Origin of the sequence: Gymnodinialimonas sp. 57CJ19 (assembly GCF_038396845.1) — a bacterium.
Lineage (GTDB): Bacteria > Pseudomonadota > Alphaproteobacteria > Rhodobacterales > Rhodobacteraceae > Gymnodinialimonas.
This window is the reverse complement of record NZ_CP151587.1, coordinates 416,873-434,411: the sequence shown is the minus strand read 5'-3', so window position 1 is coordinate 434,411 and position 17,539 is coordinate 416,873. Positions and strand designations below refer to the sequence as shown.

Annotated in this window: 16 protein-coding genes; 14 read left to right on the top strand and 2 right to left on the bottom strand. The window is 62.8% G+C overall.

From position 1 onward, the window contains the following. Window positions 1-2 precede the first annotated feature (2 nt). Window positions 3-1,523: an aldehyde dehydrogenase family protein gene (locus tag AADW23_RS02145; RefSeq protein WP_341862887.1), complete on the top strand. Its 1,521-nt coding sequence runs from the start codon at window positions 3-5 to the stop codon at window positions 1,521-1,523. Here AADW23_RS02145 and AADW23_RS02140 read toward each other — a convergent pair. Continuing rightward, complete coding sequence (locus AADW23_RS02140) at window positions 1,502-2,545, bottom strand: LacI family transcriptional regulator (protein WP_341862886.1); 1,044 nt, start codon at window positions 2,543-2,545, stop codon at window positions 1,502-1,504. The two genes, AADW23_RS02145 and AADW23_RS02140, sit on opposite strands and share 22 nt — an antisense overlap. A gap of 238 nt (window positions 2,546-2,783) precedes the next feature. Between AADW23_RS02140 and AADW23_RS02135 the strand changes: the two genes are divergently transcribed. The 12 genes from AADW23_RS02135 (at window position 2,784) to AADW23_RS02080 (ending at window position 15,730) form a co-directional block, all read left to right on the top strand. Further along, a complete protein-coding gene (locus AADW23_RS02135; protein ID WP_341862885.1) occupies window positions 2,784-4,034 on the top strand; it encodes an ABC transporter substrate-binding protein in 1,251 nt (416 codons plus the stop codon). A 102-nt stretch (window positions 4,035-4,136) separates the two neighbouring features. Continuing rightward, the gene (locus AADW23_RS02130) at window positions 4,137-5,045 is read left to right on the top strand and encodes a sugar ABC transporter permease (protein ID WP_341862884.1); all 909 of its coding nucleotides are present in this window, start codon (window positions 4,137-4,139) and stop codon (window positions 5,043-5,045) included. Next, window positions 5,045-5,926: a carbohydrate ABC transporter permease gene (locus tag AADW23_RS02125; RefSeq protein WP_341862883.1), complete on the top strand. Its 882-nt coding sequence runs from the start codon at window positions 5,045-5,047 to the stop codon at window positions 5,924-5,926. The genes AADW23_RS02130 and AADW23_RS02125 overlap by 1 nt, the downstream gene beginning before the upstream one ends. A 77-nt stretch (window positions 5,927-6,003) precedes the next feature. After that, a complete protein-coding gene (gene ugpC, locus AADW23_RS02120) occupies window positions 6,004-7,119 on the top strand; it encodes a sn-glycerol-3-phosphate ABC transporter ATP-binding protein UgpC (protein ID WP_341862882.1) in 1,116 nt (371 codons plus the stop codon). 77 nt (window positions 7,120-7,196) lie between these two features. Next, the gene (locus AADW23_RS02115) at window positions 7,197-8,708 is read left to right on the top strand and encodes a GMC family oxidoreductase (RefSeq protein WP_341862881.1); all 1,512 of its coding nucleotides are present in this window, start codon (window positions 7,197-7,199) and stop codon (window positions 8,706-8,708) included. After that, window positions 8,705-9,415 (top strand): 3-ketoacyl-ACP reductase, encoded by a 711-nt coding sequence (locus AADW23_RS02110; RefSeq protein ID WP_341862880.1) that lies wholly within the window; start codon window positions 8,705-8,707, stop codon window positions 9,413-9,415. The genes AADW23_RS02115 and AADW23_RS02110 overlap by 4 nt, the downstream gene beginning before the upstream one ends. A gap of 9 nt (window positions 9,416-9,424) precedes the next feature. Further along, the gene (locus tag AADW23_RS02105; RefSeq protein ID WP_341862879.1) at window positions 9,425-11,011 is read left to right on the top strand and encodes a GMC family oxidoreductase N-terminal domain-containing protein; all 1,587 of its coding nucleotides are present in this window, start codon (window positions 9,425-9,427) and stop codon (window positions 11,009-11,011) included. A 3-nt stretch (window positions 11,012-11,014) separates the two neighbouring features. Beyond that, the gene (locus AADW23_RS02100) at window positions 11,015-12,178 is read left to right on the top strand and encodes a dihydrodipicolinate synthase family protein (protein WP_341862878.1); all 1,164 of its coding nucleotides are present in this window, start codon (window positions 11,015-11,017) and stop codon (window positions 12,176-12,178) included. Between the two features lie 9 nt (window positions 12,179-12,187). After that, window positions 12,188-13,192, top strand: a complete 1,005-nt coding sequence (locus AADW23_RS02095) for a LacI family DNA-binding transcriptional regulator (protein WP_341862877.1) — start codon at window positions 12,188-12,190, stop codon at window positions 13,190-13,192. Then, window positions 13,189-14,412 carry a glycerate kinase gene (locus AADW23_RS02090; protein ID WP_341862876.1) on the top strand — a complete coding sequence of 408 codons (1,224 nt, stop codon included), beginning with the start codon at window positions 13,189-13,191 and terminating at the stop codon, window positions 14,410-14,412. The genes AADW23_RS02095 and AADW23_RS02090 overlap by 4 nt, the downstream gene beginning before the upstream one ends. A 19-nt stretch (window positions 14,413-14,431) precedes the next feature. Beyond that, window positions 14,432-14,740 carry a Dabb family protein gene (locus tag AADW23_RS02085; RefSeq protein WP_341862875.1) on the top strand — a complete coding sequence of 103 codons (309 nt, stop codon included), beginning with the start codon at window positions 14,432-14,434 and terminating at the stop codon, window positions 14,738-14,740. Between the two features lie 63 nt (window positions 14,741-14,803). Next, on the top strand, window positions 14,804-15,730 hold the full coding sequence (locus AADW23_RS02080) for a hypothetical protein (RefSeq protein ID WP_341862874.1): 927 nt from the start codon (window positions 14,804-14,806) through the stop codon (window positions 15,728-15,730). Here the strand turns inward: AADW23_RS02080 and AADW23_RS02075 are convergent. Next, window positions 15,673-16,623, bottom strand: a complete 951-nt coding sequence (locus AADW23_RS02075) for a ribokinase (protein WP_341862873.1) — start codon at window positions 16,621-16,623, stop codon at window positions 15,673-15,675. The genes AADW23_RS02080 and AADW23_RS02075 overlap by 58 nt on opposite strands. A gap of 88 nt (window positions 16,624-16,711) precedes the next feature. Here AADW23_RS02075 and AADW23_RS02070 point away from each other — a divergent pair, with 88 nt between their 5' ends. Next, entirely contained in the window at window positions 16,712-17,533 is an 822-nt protein-coding gene (locus AADW23_RS02070) for a fumarylacetoacetate hydrolase family protein (protein WP_341862872.1), read from the top strand. Window positions 17,534-17,539 lie beyond the last annotated feature (6 nt).

Below are 17,539 nucleotides of genomic sequence, written 5' to 3'. Positions count from 1 at the left end.
CCATGACAAAGATGACGATTATCCCCTCTGCCGGGGCCACGATGCCTGCACCCTTCGTGGGGCGGCATCTGATTGACGGTCAGTGGCGCGACAGCGCCGATGGGGCCGTGTCGGAACGGCACTCTCCGGCCCATGGCACCCATGTCAGCACCGCCGCCAAGGGCGGGGTGCCCGAGGCCGAAGCCGCGATAGCAGCGGCGCGGGCCACGTTTGATGCCGGCGATTGGGCGTTCTCCAGCGGGGCGTCGCGCGCGGCGATCCTGTTAAAGGTCGCCGATCTGATCGAGCGGGACCTGGACCGCATCGCCCTGTTGGAGACCTTGGAATCTGGCAAGCCGATCAGCCAGGCCAAAGCCGAAATCGGCGGCGCGGCGGACCTTTGGCGCTATGCCGCCAGCCTCGCGCGGATGGTGCATGGCGACAGCCACAACGCCCTCGGCCCGGACATGCTTGGCGTTGTGCTCAAGGAACCCATCGGCGTCGTCTCGATGATTACCCCTTGGAACTTCCCCTTCCTGATCGTCTCGCAAAAGCTGCCCTTTGCCTTGGCCGCGGGCTGCACGGCGGTCATCAAACCCTCGGAACTCACCCCCTCCACCACCTGCATTCTGGGCGAGTTTCTGATCGAGGCGGGCCTGCCCGCCGGTGTGGCGAACATCGTGCTGGGTTACGGCGATCCGGTGGGCGAGGTCCTGTCGACCGACGCCCGCGTCGATATGGTCTCCTTCACCGGCTCCACCGGGGTCGGCAAGCGCATTTCGGCGGCGGCAAGCGGGACGCTCAAGAAGGTCTCGCTGGAACTGGGCGGCAAGAACCCGCAGGTGATCTTCCCCGATGCGGATCTGGATCAAGCCGCCGACGCCATCACCTTCGGCGTCTATTTCAACGCGGGCGAATGCTGCAACTCCGGCTCTCGCATCATCGTCCATGAGGACGTGGCCGAGGAACTCACCGCCAAGGTCGTCGCCCTGTCGCGCAAGGTGCCCTTCGGCGATCCGCTGGACCCCGCGACGCAGGTCGGCGCGATCATCTCGCCCGAGCATATGGCAAAGATCGACGGCTATGTGCAGGGTGCCGTGGCCGAGGGCGCGACCCTCGCCATTGGCGGCGCGGCGTTGGATGTGGACGGCGTCGGCCCGCAGTTCTACCAGCCCACGGTGGTCACCAACCTGCGCCCCGATATGCCCATCGCGCGGGATGAGGTCTTTGGCCCGGTCCTTGCCGTGCTGACCTTCACAACCCTCGATGAGGCCCTAAGCCTTTGCAATGACGCCGCTTATGGCTTGTCTGCGGGCGTGTGGTCCAAGGATATGTCCACCTGTCTTTCTTTCGCCAGACGGGTGCAGGCGGGGACGGTCTGGACCAACACCTGGATGGACGGCTTCCCGGAAATGCCCTTCGGTGGCGTGAAGGAAAGCGGCCAAGGCCGAGAGCTGGGGCGCTATGGCCTGGAAGAATTCCTGGAGGTCAAAACCGTGCAAATGCGCATCGGGGACACCCGTCAACCTTGGGTCGCGGGGTGACCCGATTGCTCGAACTCGGGCATCAGCAGGTGCGTCAGCCCGTCCGGCGGGTTGCCCGCCATGCGGTGCAGAAGCATCTCGGACATTTTGTGGCCGGTCATGCGCAGGTCCTCAAAGACGGAATCGATGCGCGGGCGGATGTTGTCGAAGATCGGAGAGGCGCGTTTGGCAAAAATATCCGCATCGCGCCCCAAAACCGCGCCGCTGTCATACAGGGCCGACAGGGTCACAAGGGCCGTCACCTCGCCCACGCACACGTAGCCATCGGGCGGTGTGGCGGACAAACGGCTTTCGCGGGTGGCCCGCACAATGTCCTCGGACGAGCTATCAAGGGTCACACCTTCCATGATCTCATAATCAACGCCCGCCTCGCGCACGGCACTCAGAAAGCCGTAGCGCAGGTGTTGGGTGAAGGTGAATCGGTCCTCCGGCAGGATCATCGACAGGCGGGTGCGGCCCTTGGCGACCAGTCTTTCAACGGCAGTGCGGGCGAAAGCCTCGTTGTCGAAATCCACATAGGGGTGGGGCGTCGTGAACTCGGTACGGCCATGGCTGACGAAGGGGAAATTGGCCTCCATCAGCAATCGCACGCGGGGGTCAAACGCCTCGGTCCGGGTGAACAAGATGCCATCGGCAAGCTGGTTGCGCAGGATGTTGCGAACCGGGGCCAGGCGGTCCTCGCCCACTTGGTCAGGCACGACGTTCACGGAATAACCGGTGCCGCGCAACGCTTCGGTCATGCCGGCCAGAAATTCATGGGAGAAGCCAAGAAACTCGTGCTCGGTGTTCAGCAGCAATGTCACGACCTGGGTGCGCCCGGTACGCAGGCGGCGCGCCGCACGATCGGGCACGTAACCCGCATCAGCCGCCGCCTGTGCAACAGTGGCCCGGGTTTTTGCAGCGATTCGCGGATCGTCCGCCAAAGCCCGGGAAATCGTCGCCACAGAGAAGCCAGTGGCCTCGGCCAAAGAGCGCAGCGTCGGCTTGTCGCCAGTCTGTGTCAGGCCAATATCTCGGTCCATCGTGAAGGGTCGCCCAAAGTTCACATTCCGCATTGTATTACGCAGGATTTCAAACGTTACAATAGTGCAGATTGCTGCGCTCGTCATTTCTGCAATGCAGAAAACGCCAATGAAATATGCCGCAATGCGGCGAGATTGGCGGGTGTGCGTCGAAATTTCTGGTTGACTTGAACCGGATTTGTAACGTTTTAATTCTTACAGCCCCGGGAGGGGGATCGGTCAATTGGGAGGAAATCGAATGACCATGATGAAAAAACTCTATACGGGCGCCGCTGTCGTTGCGCTCTCGACCAGCGCTGTGATGGCGCAAGAGGTTGAAGTTCTGCACTGGTGGACATCGGGCGGTGAAGCCGCTGCGTTGAACGTTCTGCGCGAAGATCTGGCAGGCAGCGGCATCGGCTGGACCGATATGCCCGTTGCGGGCGGCGGTGGCTCTGACGCCATGACCGTTCTGCGTGCCCGCGTCACCGCAGGCGACGCCCCCACCGCCGTTCAGATGCTGGGCTTCTCGATCCAGGATTGGGCCGCGGAAGGCTCGCTGGCAAACCTCGACGCGCTGGCGGAAGAGCAGAACTGGAACGAAGTTGTGCCCGAGGCGCTGCAAGCGTTCTCCACCTACGATGGCCATTGGGTTGCAGCCCCGGTGAACGTCCACTCCACCAACTGGGTTTGGGCCAATACGGCGCTGATGGAAGAGCTCGGCATCGAGCAGCCCGAGACGTGGGAAGACTTCGTTGCGGCCATGCAGACGGCGCAAGATGCCGGTTACACGGCGCTGGCCCACGGCGGTCAGGCTTGGCAAGACGCCACTGTCTTCGATTCGATGGTGATGGGTGTTGGCGGGCCAGAGTTCTATCAGGCTTCCATGATCGATCTCGACCCCGAGGCGCTTGGCGGCGCGCAGATGGTTGAAGCCTTCGACCGGATGGCCACCCTGCGTGGTTTCGTTGACGACAACTTCTCGGGCCGCGACTGGAACCTGGCCTCGGCCATGGTGATCAACGGCGAAGCGCTGTTCCAGATCATGGGCGACTGGGCGAAGGGTGAATTCGTCAACGCCGGTCAAACCGCTGGCGAAGAATTCCAGTGCTTCCGCGTGCCCGGCACCGAAGGCACCGTGACGTTCAACTCGGACCAATTCGCCATGTTCGGCGTGGACGACGAAGGCGATCAGGCATCCCAGCTTGCCATGGCAACAGCCGTGATGAGCCCTGAGTTCCAGATCGCGTTCAACGTGGTCAAAGGCTCTGCGCCCGCACGGACCGACATCGACGCATCGTCCTTCGATGCCTGCGGTCAGGCGGCCATGGCCGATCTGGCAGCGGCTGGCGAAAGCGGCGGTCTGTTTGGGTCCATGGCCCACGGCCACGCCAACCCACCCTCCATCCAGAACGCGATGTTTGACGTGATTACGGCACATTTCAACGGTGAGTACGACTCCGCCACTGCGGCAGAGGAAATGGTCACAGCGGTTGAACTGAACCAATAATCACCAACCGGACTGGCCCCTTTCGGGGCCGGTCCATCCCCGTCGGGCGCCTCCTGTTTCCTGCCCGCCCGCAACTTCTTGTTTGACCTAAGGAGACGCTCCATGGCCGCAACCGATCCCATGCTATCTGGGGGCGCGGATTTCCGCACACGCCTGCAGAACTGGCTGCCCAAGATCGTGCTCGCCCCGTCATTCGCCGTGATGGTCCTGTTCGTCTACGGCTTTATCGCCTTCACGGTGTACCTCAGCTTCACCGGCTCGCGCATGTTGCCGAGCTTCGATCTGGTCGGTTTTCAGAACTACGAGCGTCTGTTCCGGGTGCGCCAATGGGACACGGCTATTATCAATCTGGGGATCTTTGCGGGCCTCTATATCGTCATCAGCACGATCATCGGACTTTTCCTTGCCATCTTCCTCGACATGAAAATCCGGGGCGAGGGCCTTTTGCGCCCGATCTTCCTGTACCCCATGGCCCTGTCCTTCATCGTGACGGGGACAGCCTGGAAATGGATTTTGGACCCCGCCATTGGGCTAGAGGTCACGGTGCAGCGCTGGGGGTGGGAAAGCTTTCAATTCGACTGGATCAAAGACAGCGACATGGCGATTTATACCATCGTGATCGCGGCCGTCTGGCAGTCGTCAGGCTTTGTGATGGCGATGTTCCTTGCAGGCCTGCGCGGGATCGACAACGAAATCCTGAAAGCGGCCCAGATGGACGGCGCCTCAAACTTTCAGATGTACCGTCGGATCATCCTGCCGCAACTGCGCCCGGCGTTCCTGTCGGCTTTCGTGATCCTGTCGCACCTCGCCATCAAATCCTACGACCTCGTCGTGGCAATGACCGACGGCGGGCCCGGCACCTCCACATGGCTGCCTGCCCTGTTCATGTATGAATACACCTTCACGCGAAACCAGATGGGGATCGGCGCAGCATCGGCTGTGATCATGCTGATGACCATCGCCGCGATCATGGTGCCCTACCTCTATGCAGAGCTGCGGGAGAAGAACTGATGTCGATTGCTTCCAACGATACCGTTATTCGGTCCTCCAAGGTAACGCGGGTGTTCCTGTACCTTGTCCTGGTGCTCTTCGCGCTGTTCTACCTGATGCCGTTGTTCATCATGGCGGTGAACTCGCTGAAACCGCTGGATGAGATTACCAGCGGCGGAATGCTGTCCTTGCCACGCAACTGGACGATCGAGCCGTGGTTGTCCGCCTGGTCCACTGCCCAGATCGGCGTGTCACCCACGGGGCTTCGGCCCTACTTCATCAACTCCATCGCGATGGCCGTGCCGGCGGTGGCGATCTCCACCATCGCGGGGGCGCTGAACGGCTACGTACTGACGAAGTGGCATTTCCGGGGCGCGACATGGGTCTTTGGGCTGCTGCTGTTTTCCTGCTTCATCCCGTTCCAGATCGTCCTGATCCCCATGGCACGTGTCTTGGGACTGCTGAACATCTCTGGCACGACCTATGGGTTGATCTTGGTCCATGTGGTCTATGGCATCGGTTTCTCGACACTCTATTTCCGCAACTACTACGCCGCCTTCCCGACCGAGCTGGTCCGCGCCGCCCAGATCGACGGGGCAGGGTTCTTCCAGATATTCTGGCGGATCATGTTGCCTTCGTCGGGGCCGATCATCGCGGTCTGCTGCATCTGGCAATTCACCAACATCTGGAATGACTTCCTGTTCGGCGCGTCCTTCGCGTCCGGCGGGGCCGCACCGATGACGGTCGCGCTCAATAACCTCGTGAACTCCAGCACCGGTGTGCGCGAATATAACGTTCACTTCGCGGGCGCCATCATGGCCGCCGCGCCAACTCTTCTCGTCTACATCGTGGCCGGTCGGTACTTCGTCCGAGGTCTCATGGCCGGCAGCGTGAAGGGATGAATTTTCGTACGAAAATTCGGGGGGACGATTCTTCGTACGAAGAATCCGTGCTCTCGATCACTGAAAGGACCTGATCCATGGGTTTTCTAGACATCAATAACGTCACCAAATCCTACGGCGCGGTGGAGGTTCTGCATAAGGTCGACATCCAGGTGCAGGAGGGAGAGTTCCTTGTCCTTGTCGGCCCATCGGGCTGCGGCAAGTCCACATTGCTCAACATGATCGCAGGGCTCGAAGGGATCACCTCGGGGGAGATCTCGATCAAGGACCGCGTCGTCAACGATGTGACGCCCTCCAAGCGCAACATCGCCATGGTGTTCCAAAGCTATGCTTTGTACCCGAACATGACCGTGGGCCAGAACATCACCTTCGGGCTGGAAATGCAGGGCACCCCCAAGACAGAGCGGGACGCGGCCATGGCCGATGTCGCCAAGCTGTTGCAGATCGAGAACCTCTTGGACCGCAAGCCCGGCCAGCTTTCCGGCGGCCAACGCCAGCGTGTCGCCATGGGCCGCGCTTTGGTGCGCGACCCCGATGTGTTCCTGTTTGACGAGCCGCTGTCCAACCTCGACGCCAAGCTGCGGGTGGATATGCGGACCGAGATCAAGAAGCTGCACCAGAAGCTTGGCACCACCATCGTCTACGTCACCCACGACCAGATTGAGGCGATGACCCTCTCCACCCGTATCGCCGTGATGTACGACGGCTACGTGCAGCAACTCGGCACCCCGAAAGAGATCTACGACAACCCCGCCAACCTGTTTGTGGCGACGTTTATGGGCTCGCCCGCGATGAATGTGCTGAACGCGCGTCTGATCGAGAAAGACGGCGTGATCCAAGCGGTGTTCGCGGGGGCTGACGGGGCCGATATCCACCTGCGGATCGAAGACGCGCCGGTGGCTTACCGCAATTACATCGACAGCGACGTGATGCTCGGCATCCGGCCCGAGGCAATCACGGATCCCGAAGGGGCCGACCGCAATGCACGCAACATTCAGACGATGACCAATACCGTTAGCGTCACCGAACCCGCCGGGGCTGATACCTTCGTGTCCACGACGCTTTCCGGCAAGGATTGCATCGCGCGGATGCGGGCGGACGCTGATGTTCACGCGGGCCAACCGTTTGAATTTGCGGTGAACATGGACAAAGCCGTCTTGTTTGACCCAAAGACTGAAGACCGCATTGCCTGAATGAACGGACCCGGGTGGAGACGCTCGGGTCTATTTTTTGCTTGAAATTGGAACGTTCCAAATCTAACAGGATGATCATGAACGACGCCGATATCATCATCGTGGGCTCTGGCATGGGGGGCGCGACGCTGGCCGCGGGGCTGGCGGCGACGGGCCTGCGCGTGTTGATCCTGGAGCGGGGGCAATTACTGCACGATTGCCCCGAGGCCCGCGATCCCCTGGCGGTATTCAAAACCGGCCACTACCGCCCGGACGAGACCTGGCTGTCCCCAGAGGGGACGCGTTTCGATCCCGGAAACTACGCCTATGTCGGCGGCAACTCCAAATTCTACGGCGCGGTGATGCTGCGCTACCGTGAGGCGGACTTCAGCCCGATCACCCATATGGGCGGCAGGACGCCCGGTTGGCCGATCAGCTATGAGGACCTCGCGCCATTCTACACGCGGGCCGAGGCGCTTTACCAAGTGCGGGGCCGTAGTGGCCAAGACCCGACAGAGCCGCCCCGTCAGGATTACGCGTTTCCGCCGATCCCCCATGAACCCGCCATCGCCGACCTCGCCGTGCGGCTTGGCCGCGCCGGTCTGCATCCGTCCCCCTTGCCGTTGGCGGTGGATCTGGAACGTTGGATGCAGCGGGGGCGCACCCCTTGGGATGGCTTCCCCGACACCACTGGCGGCAAGCTGGATGCCGAAAGCGCGGCCCTTGTAGCGGCTCTGGCGCACCCGAACGTGACCCTGCGCACCGGGGTCGAGGTCCGCCAGGTCGAGGTTGAAGGAACCCGTGTCACCGGCTTGCTGACGTCCGCGGGCCGGCTATCCGCACCCCGCATCGTGCTGGCAGCGGGGGCGGTCCATACGGCGGCACTGCTGTTGCGCTCGACCTCCGAGGCGCACCCAAACGGGTTGGCCAACCGCTCGGACCAGGTGGGGCGCAACTTCATGAACCACAACGCCAGCGCGGTGCTGGCGCTAAGCACGCGGCGCAATCGCTCGGTCTATCAAAAGACCTTGCAGTTGAACGATTGGTATCTGTCGGGCGGGCCTGACGGCGCGCCCTTGGGGAATGTGCAGCTCCTCGGGCGCGTCTCCGCGCCCATCCTCGCCGCGCAAACGAATTTACCAAGACCGCTGGCCAAAGTGATCGCGGACCGGGCGATTGATTTCTACGCCATGTCCGAGGATTTGCCGAACCCCGATAGTCGCGTCACCCTTCGCGGAGACGATATCGTGCTGGACTGGAAACGGTCAAACTTCGCCGCCCATCAGGCGCTGGTAGCAAAGCTGAAGACGACCCTGAAGCGCATCGGTTTCCCGGTGGTTCTGTCGCGGGCGTTTGATCGCCGTACGCCGTCCCATCAATGCGGCACGGCGCGGATCGGGAAGGACCCAAACCGCAGCGTTTGCGATGCGTTCGGCAAGGCCCATGACCTCGACAACCTCTACATCTGCGATGCCTCCTTGCTGCCGACCTCGGCAGCGGTGAACCCGTCGCTGACCATTGCCGCGCTGGCCTTGCGCCAAGCGGACCACCTCGCGATGACCCTGTCCGCCAACGGCGACACGACAGGGCTTGGAAAGGGCACGACATGAAAGCGCTTATCACTGGCGGCCAGCAGGGCATCGGCCTTGGGATTGCCACGGCCCTCCATAAGGCGGGGTGGGAAATTGCGGTCGCCTCCGAGGCGGCCTCGGCAGAGCTGCCGTTCCCGGCCAGCTATCACCAGCATGACGTGCGCGACATCGCCGCGATCCCGGCGCTTCTGGATGCGGTCGGCCCGATCACCACGTTGATTTCCAACGCGGGCGTGGGGGCGATGGTGCGGGGTGACATGCTTGAAATGACGCCGGAAAGCTACGACCGCTGCCAAGAGGTCAACACCCGTGGCGCGATCTTTCTGGCGCAAGCGGTGGCGAAACGGATGCTGGATATGCCAGCGGAGCCTTACCGCTCCATCACCTTCATCACCTCGGTCAGCGCGACAATCTTGAACCCCACACGCGTTGAATACTGCATCTCCAAGGCGGCCACGGCGATGGCGGCGACAGCTTTTGCGGAGCGTCTTGCGCCCCACAATATCGGCGTCTTCGACATCCGCCCCGGCATCGTCCAGTCGCCCATGACAGCCCCCGTGGCCGCGCGTTACGACGCCACGATCCCCGACATGGTGCCCATGGGCCGTTGGGGCGCGCCGCGCGACATTGCCGACGTCGTCGTGCCCTTGGCGCGGGGCGATTTCGCCTTTGCCACCGGTGCGCAAATTCCCGTGGATGGCGGCCTGTCCATCCAGAAGTTCTGAGGCGGTCCCATGGCTGAAGGTTACGATTTCATCATCATCGGCGGCGGCTCTGCGGGCTCTGTCATCGCGTCCCGGCTGTCGGAAAACCCCGATGTCCGCGTTTGCCTGCTGGAAGCCGGCGGGTCCGACCGCCACCCGTTTTTCCACCTGCCTGCGGGCTTTGCCAAGATGACCAAGGGCATCGGGTCCTGGGGCTGGAGCACGGTTCCCCAAGCCCATATGCAGGGCAAGGTTTTTACCTATACGCAGGCCAAGGTGATCGGCGGCGGATCGGCGATCAACGCGCAAATCTACACGCGCGGGCACCCACTGGATTACGACGAATGGCGGCAATTGGGGTGCGAGGGGTGGAGCTATGAAGATGTCCTCCCCTACTTCCGCAAGTCCGAGGGGAACGACACCTTTTCAGGCCGCTACCACGGACAAGACGGCCCCTTGGGGGTGTCAAAACCCATCGCGCCCCTGCCGATCTGTGAAGCCTATTTTGAGGCCGCCCGCGCGGTGGGCATTCCGTTCAACGAAGACGTGACCGGAGAGGTTCAGGAAGGCGCGGCCTACTATCAGCTCACCCAGAAGAACGCCCGCCGGTCCTCGGCCGCGATGGCGTTCTTGCACCCGAACCGGGGGCGCAAGAACCTGACGGTGAAACTCCGCGCGCAAGTGCGCCGCATCATCGTGGACCATGGCCGTGCCGCTGGGGTCGAGATGATGGACGGAACCCGCCTGATCGCCGACCGGGAAGTGGTGCTGTCCAGCGGGGCCATTGGCTCACCCCGGTTGTTGCAGCTGTCGGGCATTGGCCCCGCAGATCATCTACAAGAACTTGGGCTGCAAGTGGTGCTGGATCAGCCGCAGGTGGGCAGCAACCTGCAAGACCATCTGGACCTTTATTGCATTGCCGAGGTCTCCGGCCCCCACACCTACGACCGCTTCGCCAAACCGCACCTGAGCGTTCTTGCGGGGCTGCAATATCTGACGACGCGCAAGGGGCCTGTGGCGTCCAGCCTGTTTGAAACCGGCGGCTTCTGGTACGCAGACCCCGACGCGCGGTCCCCTGATTTGCAGTTCCACCTTGGCCTCGGGACCGGGATCGAGGCGGGCGTTGCCTCCATGCCCGATGGCGGCGTGACGCTGAATTCGTGCTATCTGCGGCCCCGGTCCCGTGGCTCTGTCCGGCTGGCCAGCGCCGACCCGGCGAAAGCGCCGTTGATTGATCCGAACTACTGCGCCGACCCACGGGACCGTGAGATGTCCATTCGGGGCCTAAAACTGACGCAGAAAATCCTTGGCCAAGACGCACTGTCCCACATGATCCGGGCCGAGCGTTTGCCGGGCCCTGACGTGCGCACCGATGAGGATTACTTCAATTTCATCTGCGCCCATTCCAAGACCTCGCATCATTGCGCGGGCACTTGCGCCATGGGGCCGGGCGACAGCGCCGTGGTTTCGCCGCGATTGGCGTTCAACGGGATCGAGGGGCTGCGGGTTGCCGATGCCTCGATCATGCCGCGCGTCGTGTCCTCCAACACCAATGCACCCGCGATCATGATCGGTGAAAAAGCCGCCGATATGATCCGCGAAGATCAGGGAGTTTAGACCATGTTGTTGCCCACCTACGCCGGCACTCTGGAACCGTATTCCTTAACGGGAGATCCCCTGGTGCCCCGTGCCCCAAAGGTGGCGCTAACCCGCACGGCCTTTGCCGCCGCCCATGTCATCAGCGACCCTGTGGCCGAGCGTGACCCTTGGCAGGGCCGCCCCGCCGTGGATTGGGAAGCGACATTGGCGTTCCGGGTTGGCCTTTGGGATCAGGGGCTTGGGCTGGCCGAGGCGATGGACACCTCGCAGCGGGGAATGGGCGTGGATTGGCCCACCGCGCGGGAATTGATCGACCGCACCATGGCCGCCGCCAAGGCCCACCCCGCGCGGCCCAGGGTCGCTTGCGGGGCAGGGACGGACCACGTGGCGCCAGAGGCGTTAACCACGATCGACGCGATCCGAGAGGCGTACTTTCATCAGATGGAGGCGGTCGAGGCCGCAGGCGGGCAAGTGATCTTGATGGCCACCCGTGCCCTGCCCGCGATCGGCGCAGGGCCGCAGGAATACGCGCGGCTCTATGACGATCTGATAACCCAAGCGCAGGCGCCGGTGATCCTTCATTGGTTGGGCGATATGTTTGACCCGGCGCTGAAAGGTTACTGGGGCAGCGCCGATGTCGCGCAGGCCGACGAGGTGGTGCACGACCTCATCGCGCGCAATGCCACCAAGGTCGATGGCTTGAAAATTTCCCTTCTGAATCAATCTCATGAAGAAGCGTTTCGCGCCCGCTTACCGGATGGCGTCCGCCTCTATACCGGGGATGATTTCAACTACGCCGCCCTGATCGAGGGCGACGGTACCCATCATTCCCACGCGCTTTTGGGCATCTTCGCCGCCATCGCCCCCGCCGCGTCCCAGGCGCTGGAGGCGCTGACCATGGGGGATGGGGAAACCTACCACGCCCTTCTTGCGCCGACCGTGCCGCTCAGCCGTGAGATCTTCAAAGCGCCGACGCAATTCTACAAGGCGGGCATCGCGTTTCTCGCCTGGCTCAACGGGCAGCAGAGCCACTTCATTATGCCGGGCGGCTTCCAATCCTCTCGCGAAATCAGTCACTTCGCCGAAGTGTTCCGCCTTGCGGATAAAGCCCGCCTTCTGTCCAACCCGGACCGGGCGCAGGCGAAAATGGCCAACCTTCTGGCGCTCCACGGGATCGGCGGTTAAGCATTTACCATGACCCGCCGCCCCACCATCCTTGACGTTGCCGCAAAGGCCGGCGTCTCGAAATCCACCGTGTCCCTGGTGTTGCAGAACTCCAAGCAGGTGAAGGCCGAAACCCGCGATGCGGTGCGTGCGGCGATGGCGGAAATCGGCTACGTCTACAACCGCGCCGCCGCCCAGATGCGCAGCCAGTCGGCGGGGCTCGTGGGCCTCGTGATCAACGACCTCCGCAACCCGTTCTTCACCGAATTCGCCACGGTCTTGCAAATGACCCTTGCCGCAAAAGGCTATGCGACGGTCATCGCCAACAGCGATGAAGACCCTGATTTGCAAGAGAAATTGATCGGCTCGATGATCGAACACGGAGTTTCGGCGCTGGTGGTGTCCCCGGCCTACGACGACGCGGGCGACGCCTTCGACCAGATCGAGAGGGCGGGCATTCCGGCGATGCAGGTGTTGCGTAAAACCGACCCGCGCACCGGGCTGTTTCCCTTCGCGTCTTTTGATTACGCGGCGGGCTCGGCCAAGGCGACGCGGCACCTGATGAACCAGGGCGCGAAACGCATCGCCTTCGTCGGCGGCATGGAAGGCCGCGCCATCACGGAAGAGCGGAAGTCCGGCTATCTGGCCGAGATCAAACGCGCCGGGGCCGAGCCGTTCACCCTCCACGGTCGCAGCAGTCGCGCCTTCGGCGTGGAGGCGGTGAAGGAATTACCCTCTGACGTAGATGCGGCCATATGTTTCAATGACTTAGTGGCCTTGGGCATGTTGTCCGGCTTCGCCCGAGAGGGTGTGGCATTGGGCCGGGAATTTCGGCTTGTGGGCTTTGACGACATCGAAGATTGCGCCCAGGTCTGGCCGCAAGTCTCCTCTGTGGGGTGCGATATCGAAGGCTTTGCCCGCAGCATCGCCGACGGGCTTTTGGCGTGGATGTTGAACGGCGACACGCCATTACCCGAACGCCGCTTCCCGGTAGAACTTGTGGCGAGGACCTCCAGCACGGGTAGAGGCGCTTGAAAGTTAACGATTTTCTGCGGGGTTTGTTCGATTGCGCGGTGCGCGTCGCGGACCCGATGCAATCGCTGGCCAGCGCGTTGCCCCCCAAGCCCAAGGGCCGCGTTGTGGTGATCGGCGCGGGCAAGGCCAGCGCCCGCATGGCCGAAGCGGTGGAGGCCGAATGGGGCCCCTGTGAAGGCTTGGTCATCACCCGATATGGCTACGAAAGACCCTGCCAAGGCATTGAAATCGCTTCGGCTTCCCACCCGGTGCCCGACGCGGCGGGGGTGGCGGCGGCCCAGCGGATGCTGGCGTTGCTGGACACGGTGGGGCAGGGGGATTTCGTGCTCGCCTTGATCTCGGGCGGTGGTTCGGCGCTGCTGTGCGCCCCGGTCGACGGTGTGACTCTGGAAGAAAAACAACAGCTTACGGCGGATCTTCTGGCGTCTGGTGCGCCGATCGGCACGATCAACGGCATCCGGAAAGAGCTTTCGGCCGTGAAAGGTGGAAGGCTGGCTGCCGCCGCATATCCGGCGCGGATGTTGGCGCTGATGATCTCGGACGTGCCCGGCGATGACCCCGGAGATATCGCCAGCGGGCCGACGGTTGGCCACGCGGGAAGTGCAGCCAGAGCCTTGAGCGAGTTGGATAATTGGGGCGTCGTGCCCGCGCCCGCCATTGGCGCGTATCTCAGGGCGGGCGGCGATCCGGTCCGCCCCGACGACCCGCGCCTGTCCACCACGACGAACGTGATCTACGCGGCCCCATCGCAATCGCTGGCAGCGGCGGCAGAACAGGCGCAGACGGCAGGCTACACCGTTGAAATATTAGGGGATTCCATCGAGGGAGAGGCGAGAGATATCGCCAAAGCCCACGCCGCCCACGCCCTGAAGGCTGCCCCCGGCACTCTGATCCTGTCAGGCGGAGAATTAACCGTAACAAGGCGCGGTGACGGGATCGGCGGGCCGAATGCGGAATACGCGCTCGCCCTCGCTATCGCGTTGAACGGACAGGAAAATATCCACGCCATCACCTGCGATACAGACGGCGTGGACGGCGCGGCAGAGGTTGCGGGCGCGATCATTGGGCCGGATACGTTAACCAAAGCCACTACGCTTTCGCCGCAGGACGCCCTGGCCAACAACGACGCCCACAGCTTTTTCGCCAGTATCGGCGATCAGGTCGTCACCGGGCCAACCCTGACAAACGTAAACGATTTCCGCGCGATTTTGGTCAAATAGGGCCGAGGGGGGTATATCAATGCTATATCACTTGGTGATGCTGGAGCCCGACGACCCCGGCGCGATGCCTTGGATCGAGGAGGCGATGGCGATCTTGGCCACGCTGCCCGCGCAGCTTTCTGGCTTCACGGAATTCCGCCACGGGCCTAACCGCGATTTTGAACAAAAATCGGAACGCTACCCTTACGGTTTCCTTTGCACCTTTACCGACAAGGCGGCGCTGGATGCCTATACCGCCAATCCCGACCATCGTCGGGCGGGCGCGCTGTTGGTGGCGTCGTGCAAGAATGGCGCGGACGGGATCTTTGTGGTCGATCTAGAGGTCTGACACTGGCGCGGTGCGCCAATTGCGGGCAAGGTAACGCCCGAGCAGCAGATGCGGAAAACCGCCATGAATGACCCCAAATCCCTCGCGCTTTTTTATGTCGCGGACGGCTATCGCCTGGAAAAGCAATCGTGGCTTTTGGCGGCGTCGCTTATGGCGGCCCACAAGGGCGACGATCGGGTAAAGCAATTCGCCTATGCCAGCGCCGAAAACCGGGCCGAGATGCGCGACATCACCCATGCGATCTATGAGGTCTGCGGGGTGGAGCTTCGCACCTTGGCAAAGCCACCGAAGTGGAAGGGTCCGTATCCCCACGGCAACAAGATCATCGCCGCCTGTGATGACCGGGGGGCGACCCATTCGGTGTTCCTCGACACCGATATGGCCTGCACCGGCTCGCTTGCTGAATTCATGGACCTCGCCCCCGATACCTGCGCCGCCGCGCCCGAAGGGCGGCCCACATGGGGCGGCAAGAACGCCCGCTGGACGCGGGCCTACGCGCATTTCGGCATGGAGGTGCCGAAGGAAAGGGTGAAGCTGTTGCGCGGGGCGAAGTTGGAATATGTGCCCTATTTCAACGCGGGCCTGGTCGCCTTCCCCGAGGCCAGGCACGAAGATGGTCGCCGGTTCGGAGAACATTGGTTGGACACGGCGCTGGATTTCGACCGCAATTGTTCCATCGCCAACAAGCGCCCGTGGCTCGATCAGATCACGCTGCCCCTGACGATGAAGCGCTTTGGCTACAAGACGCGGGTGCTGAGCGAGCTTTACAATTACTCGCTGTCGCACCGGATGGATTACACCAAAACGCCGTCGGACGCGGTTATCCTGCATTACCACCGCATGCGGTTCCTGTTTCAGTCACCGCAATGGCCCGCGCTCAGGGATAATCTGATCGACACGATGCCAAGCAAGCACCGTGACGAGTTGGACGTTCACATCAAGGATATCGAAACGTCGCTAGAGGCCGACGCCAGCAGCGCTTCCACCTGATCTCGGCTGCCCATGGAGGCGGCGGTGCCGTGCTTGGTGACGCACAGCGCGGCGGTGGCCGTGGCGAACAGCAGCGCGTCCTTGATGGCTTTGCCCTCGGACAGGGCCGTGGCGAGGCCGCCGTTGAAGGCATCGCCTGCGCCGGTCGTGTCCACCACGGGGCCTGCGTTCATCGGTTTGGTGTGAATGGCCTGGGTCGCGTCCACGTAGAGTGATCCGGCCTCGCCCAATGTGACAACGACGCCCTTCGATACCCCCGCTGCGAGGAGCGGCCTTGCCGCGAGGAGGGCCTCTTCCACCGACGTCACGGGCAGGCCCGTCAGGGCCTCGGTCTCGGATTCGTTGGGGGTGATGTAGTCACACAGCGCCAGCATCCCGTCCGGCAGTTCTGCGGCGGGCGCGGGGTTCAGCATGGTGGTGACGCCACTGGCACGGGCCAGTTCCAGAAAGCGCACCGCGGCGTCCATGGGTTGTTCCAGCTGGGTCAGCGCAACCTTGGCGCCTGCGATATCCTCGGCCCGCGCTTCCACATCGGCGGCAGACAACAGGCCGGACGCCCCCGGCGCGATCACGATGGCGTTGCTGCCCGAGGCTTCCTCGATAAAGATCCCAGCCGATCCCGTGGGCACGTCGGCGTCTTCGATCACCAGCGGCTGCACCCCCGCCTCGGCCCAGACATCGCGGCCCATCTTGCCAAAGGTGTCGGCCCCTATCCGAGAGATAAACGCAACATCTCCGCCCGCTTTCGCAGCCGCCACCGCCTGGTTCGACCCCTTCCCCCCCGGTCCAAGTTGAAAGCTCGTGCCAAGCAGCGTTTCACCGACTGCGGGCATCCGCGCGGTCCGGTAAGCGGCGTCGGCGACGTAGACGCCCAAAATGATGATGTCTGTCATGTACTTGCCCCTTGGAGTTGCCGGCTGACCGAAGCATGATGCCGCCAAACAATGCAAGAGCGCTCAGAGCACAAGGGAAGGATCTTCGATGAAGTTTGTCAGATGGGGTGAAGCAGGGTCCGAGAAGCCCGGGGTTTTGGATCGTGACGGCAAGGTGCGGGACCTGTCCGGGGTGGTCAGCGATATTGACGGCAGCACCTTGGCCACAATGCCCGCCATCACGCCCGAAGATTTGCCGCTGGCGGGCGACGATGTGCGCCTTGGGCCGTGCGTCGGCAACGTGGGCAAGCTGGTTTGCGTGGGCCTGAACTACGCCGATCACGCCGCAGAGGGCGGATGGGATGTCCCGACCGAGCCGGTCTTGTTCATGAAGGCCACCACCTCGATCTCTGGCCCCAATGATCCGGTGATTCTGCCCCCCGGCAGCGAAAAGACCGATTGGGAGGTGGAGCTGGGCGTTATCATCGGCACCCGCGCCAAGAACACCTCCGACGGCGCGTCGCATATCGCGGGCTATTGCATCGTCAACGACGTGTCCGAGCGCGCGTTTCAGCAGGAAATGGGCGGCCAGTGGACCAAGGGCAAATCCTACGACACCTTCGCTCCCATGGGCCCATGGATGGTCACCGCCGATGAATTGGGCGACCCGACGGGCCGCGCGATCTGGCTGGAGGTCGACGGAGAGCGGATGCAGGACGGCACCACCGACACGATGATCTTCAAACCCGATTTCATCGTCGAATACGTCAGCCGTTTCATGACGCTAGAGCCCGGCGATGTCATCACCACAGGCACACCGCCCGGCGTGGGCATGGGCAAGAGCCCGCAAGTCTTTTTGCGGGCGGGCCAAGAGATGCGCCTTGGCATCGACGGCTTGGGCGAACAACGCCTGCCCGTACAGGGGGCATGACAGGCA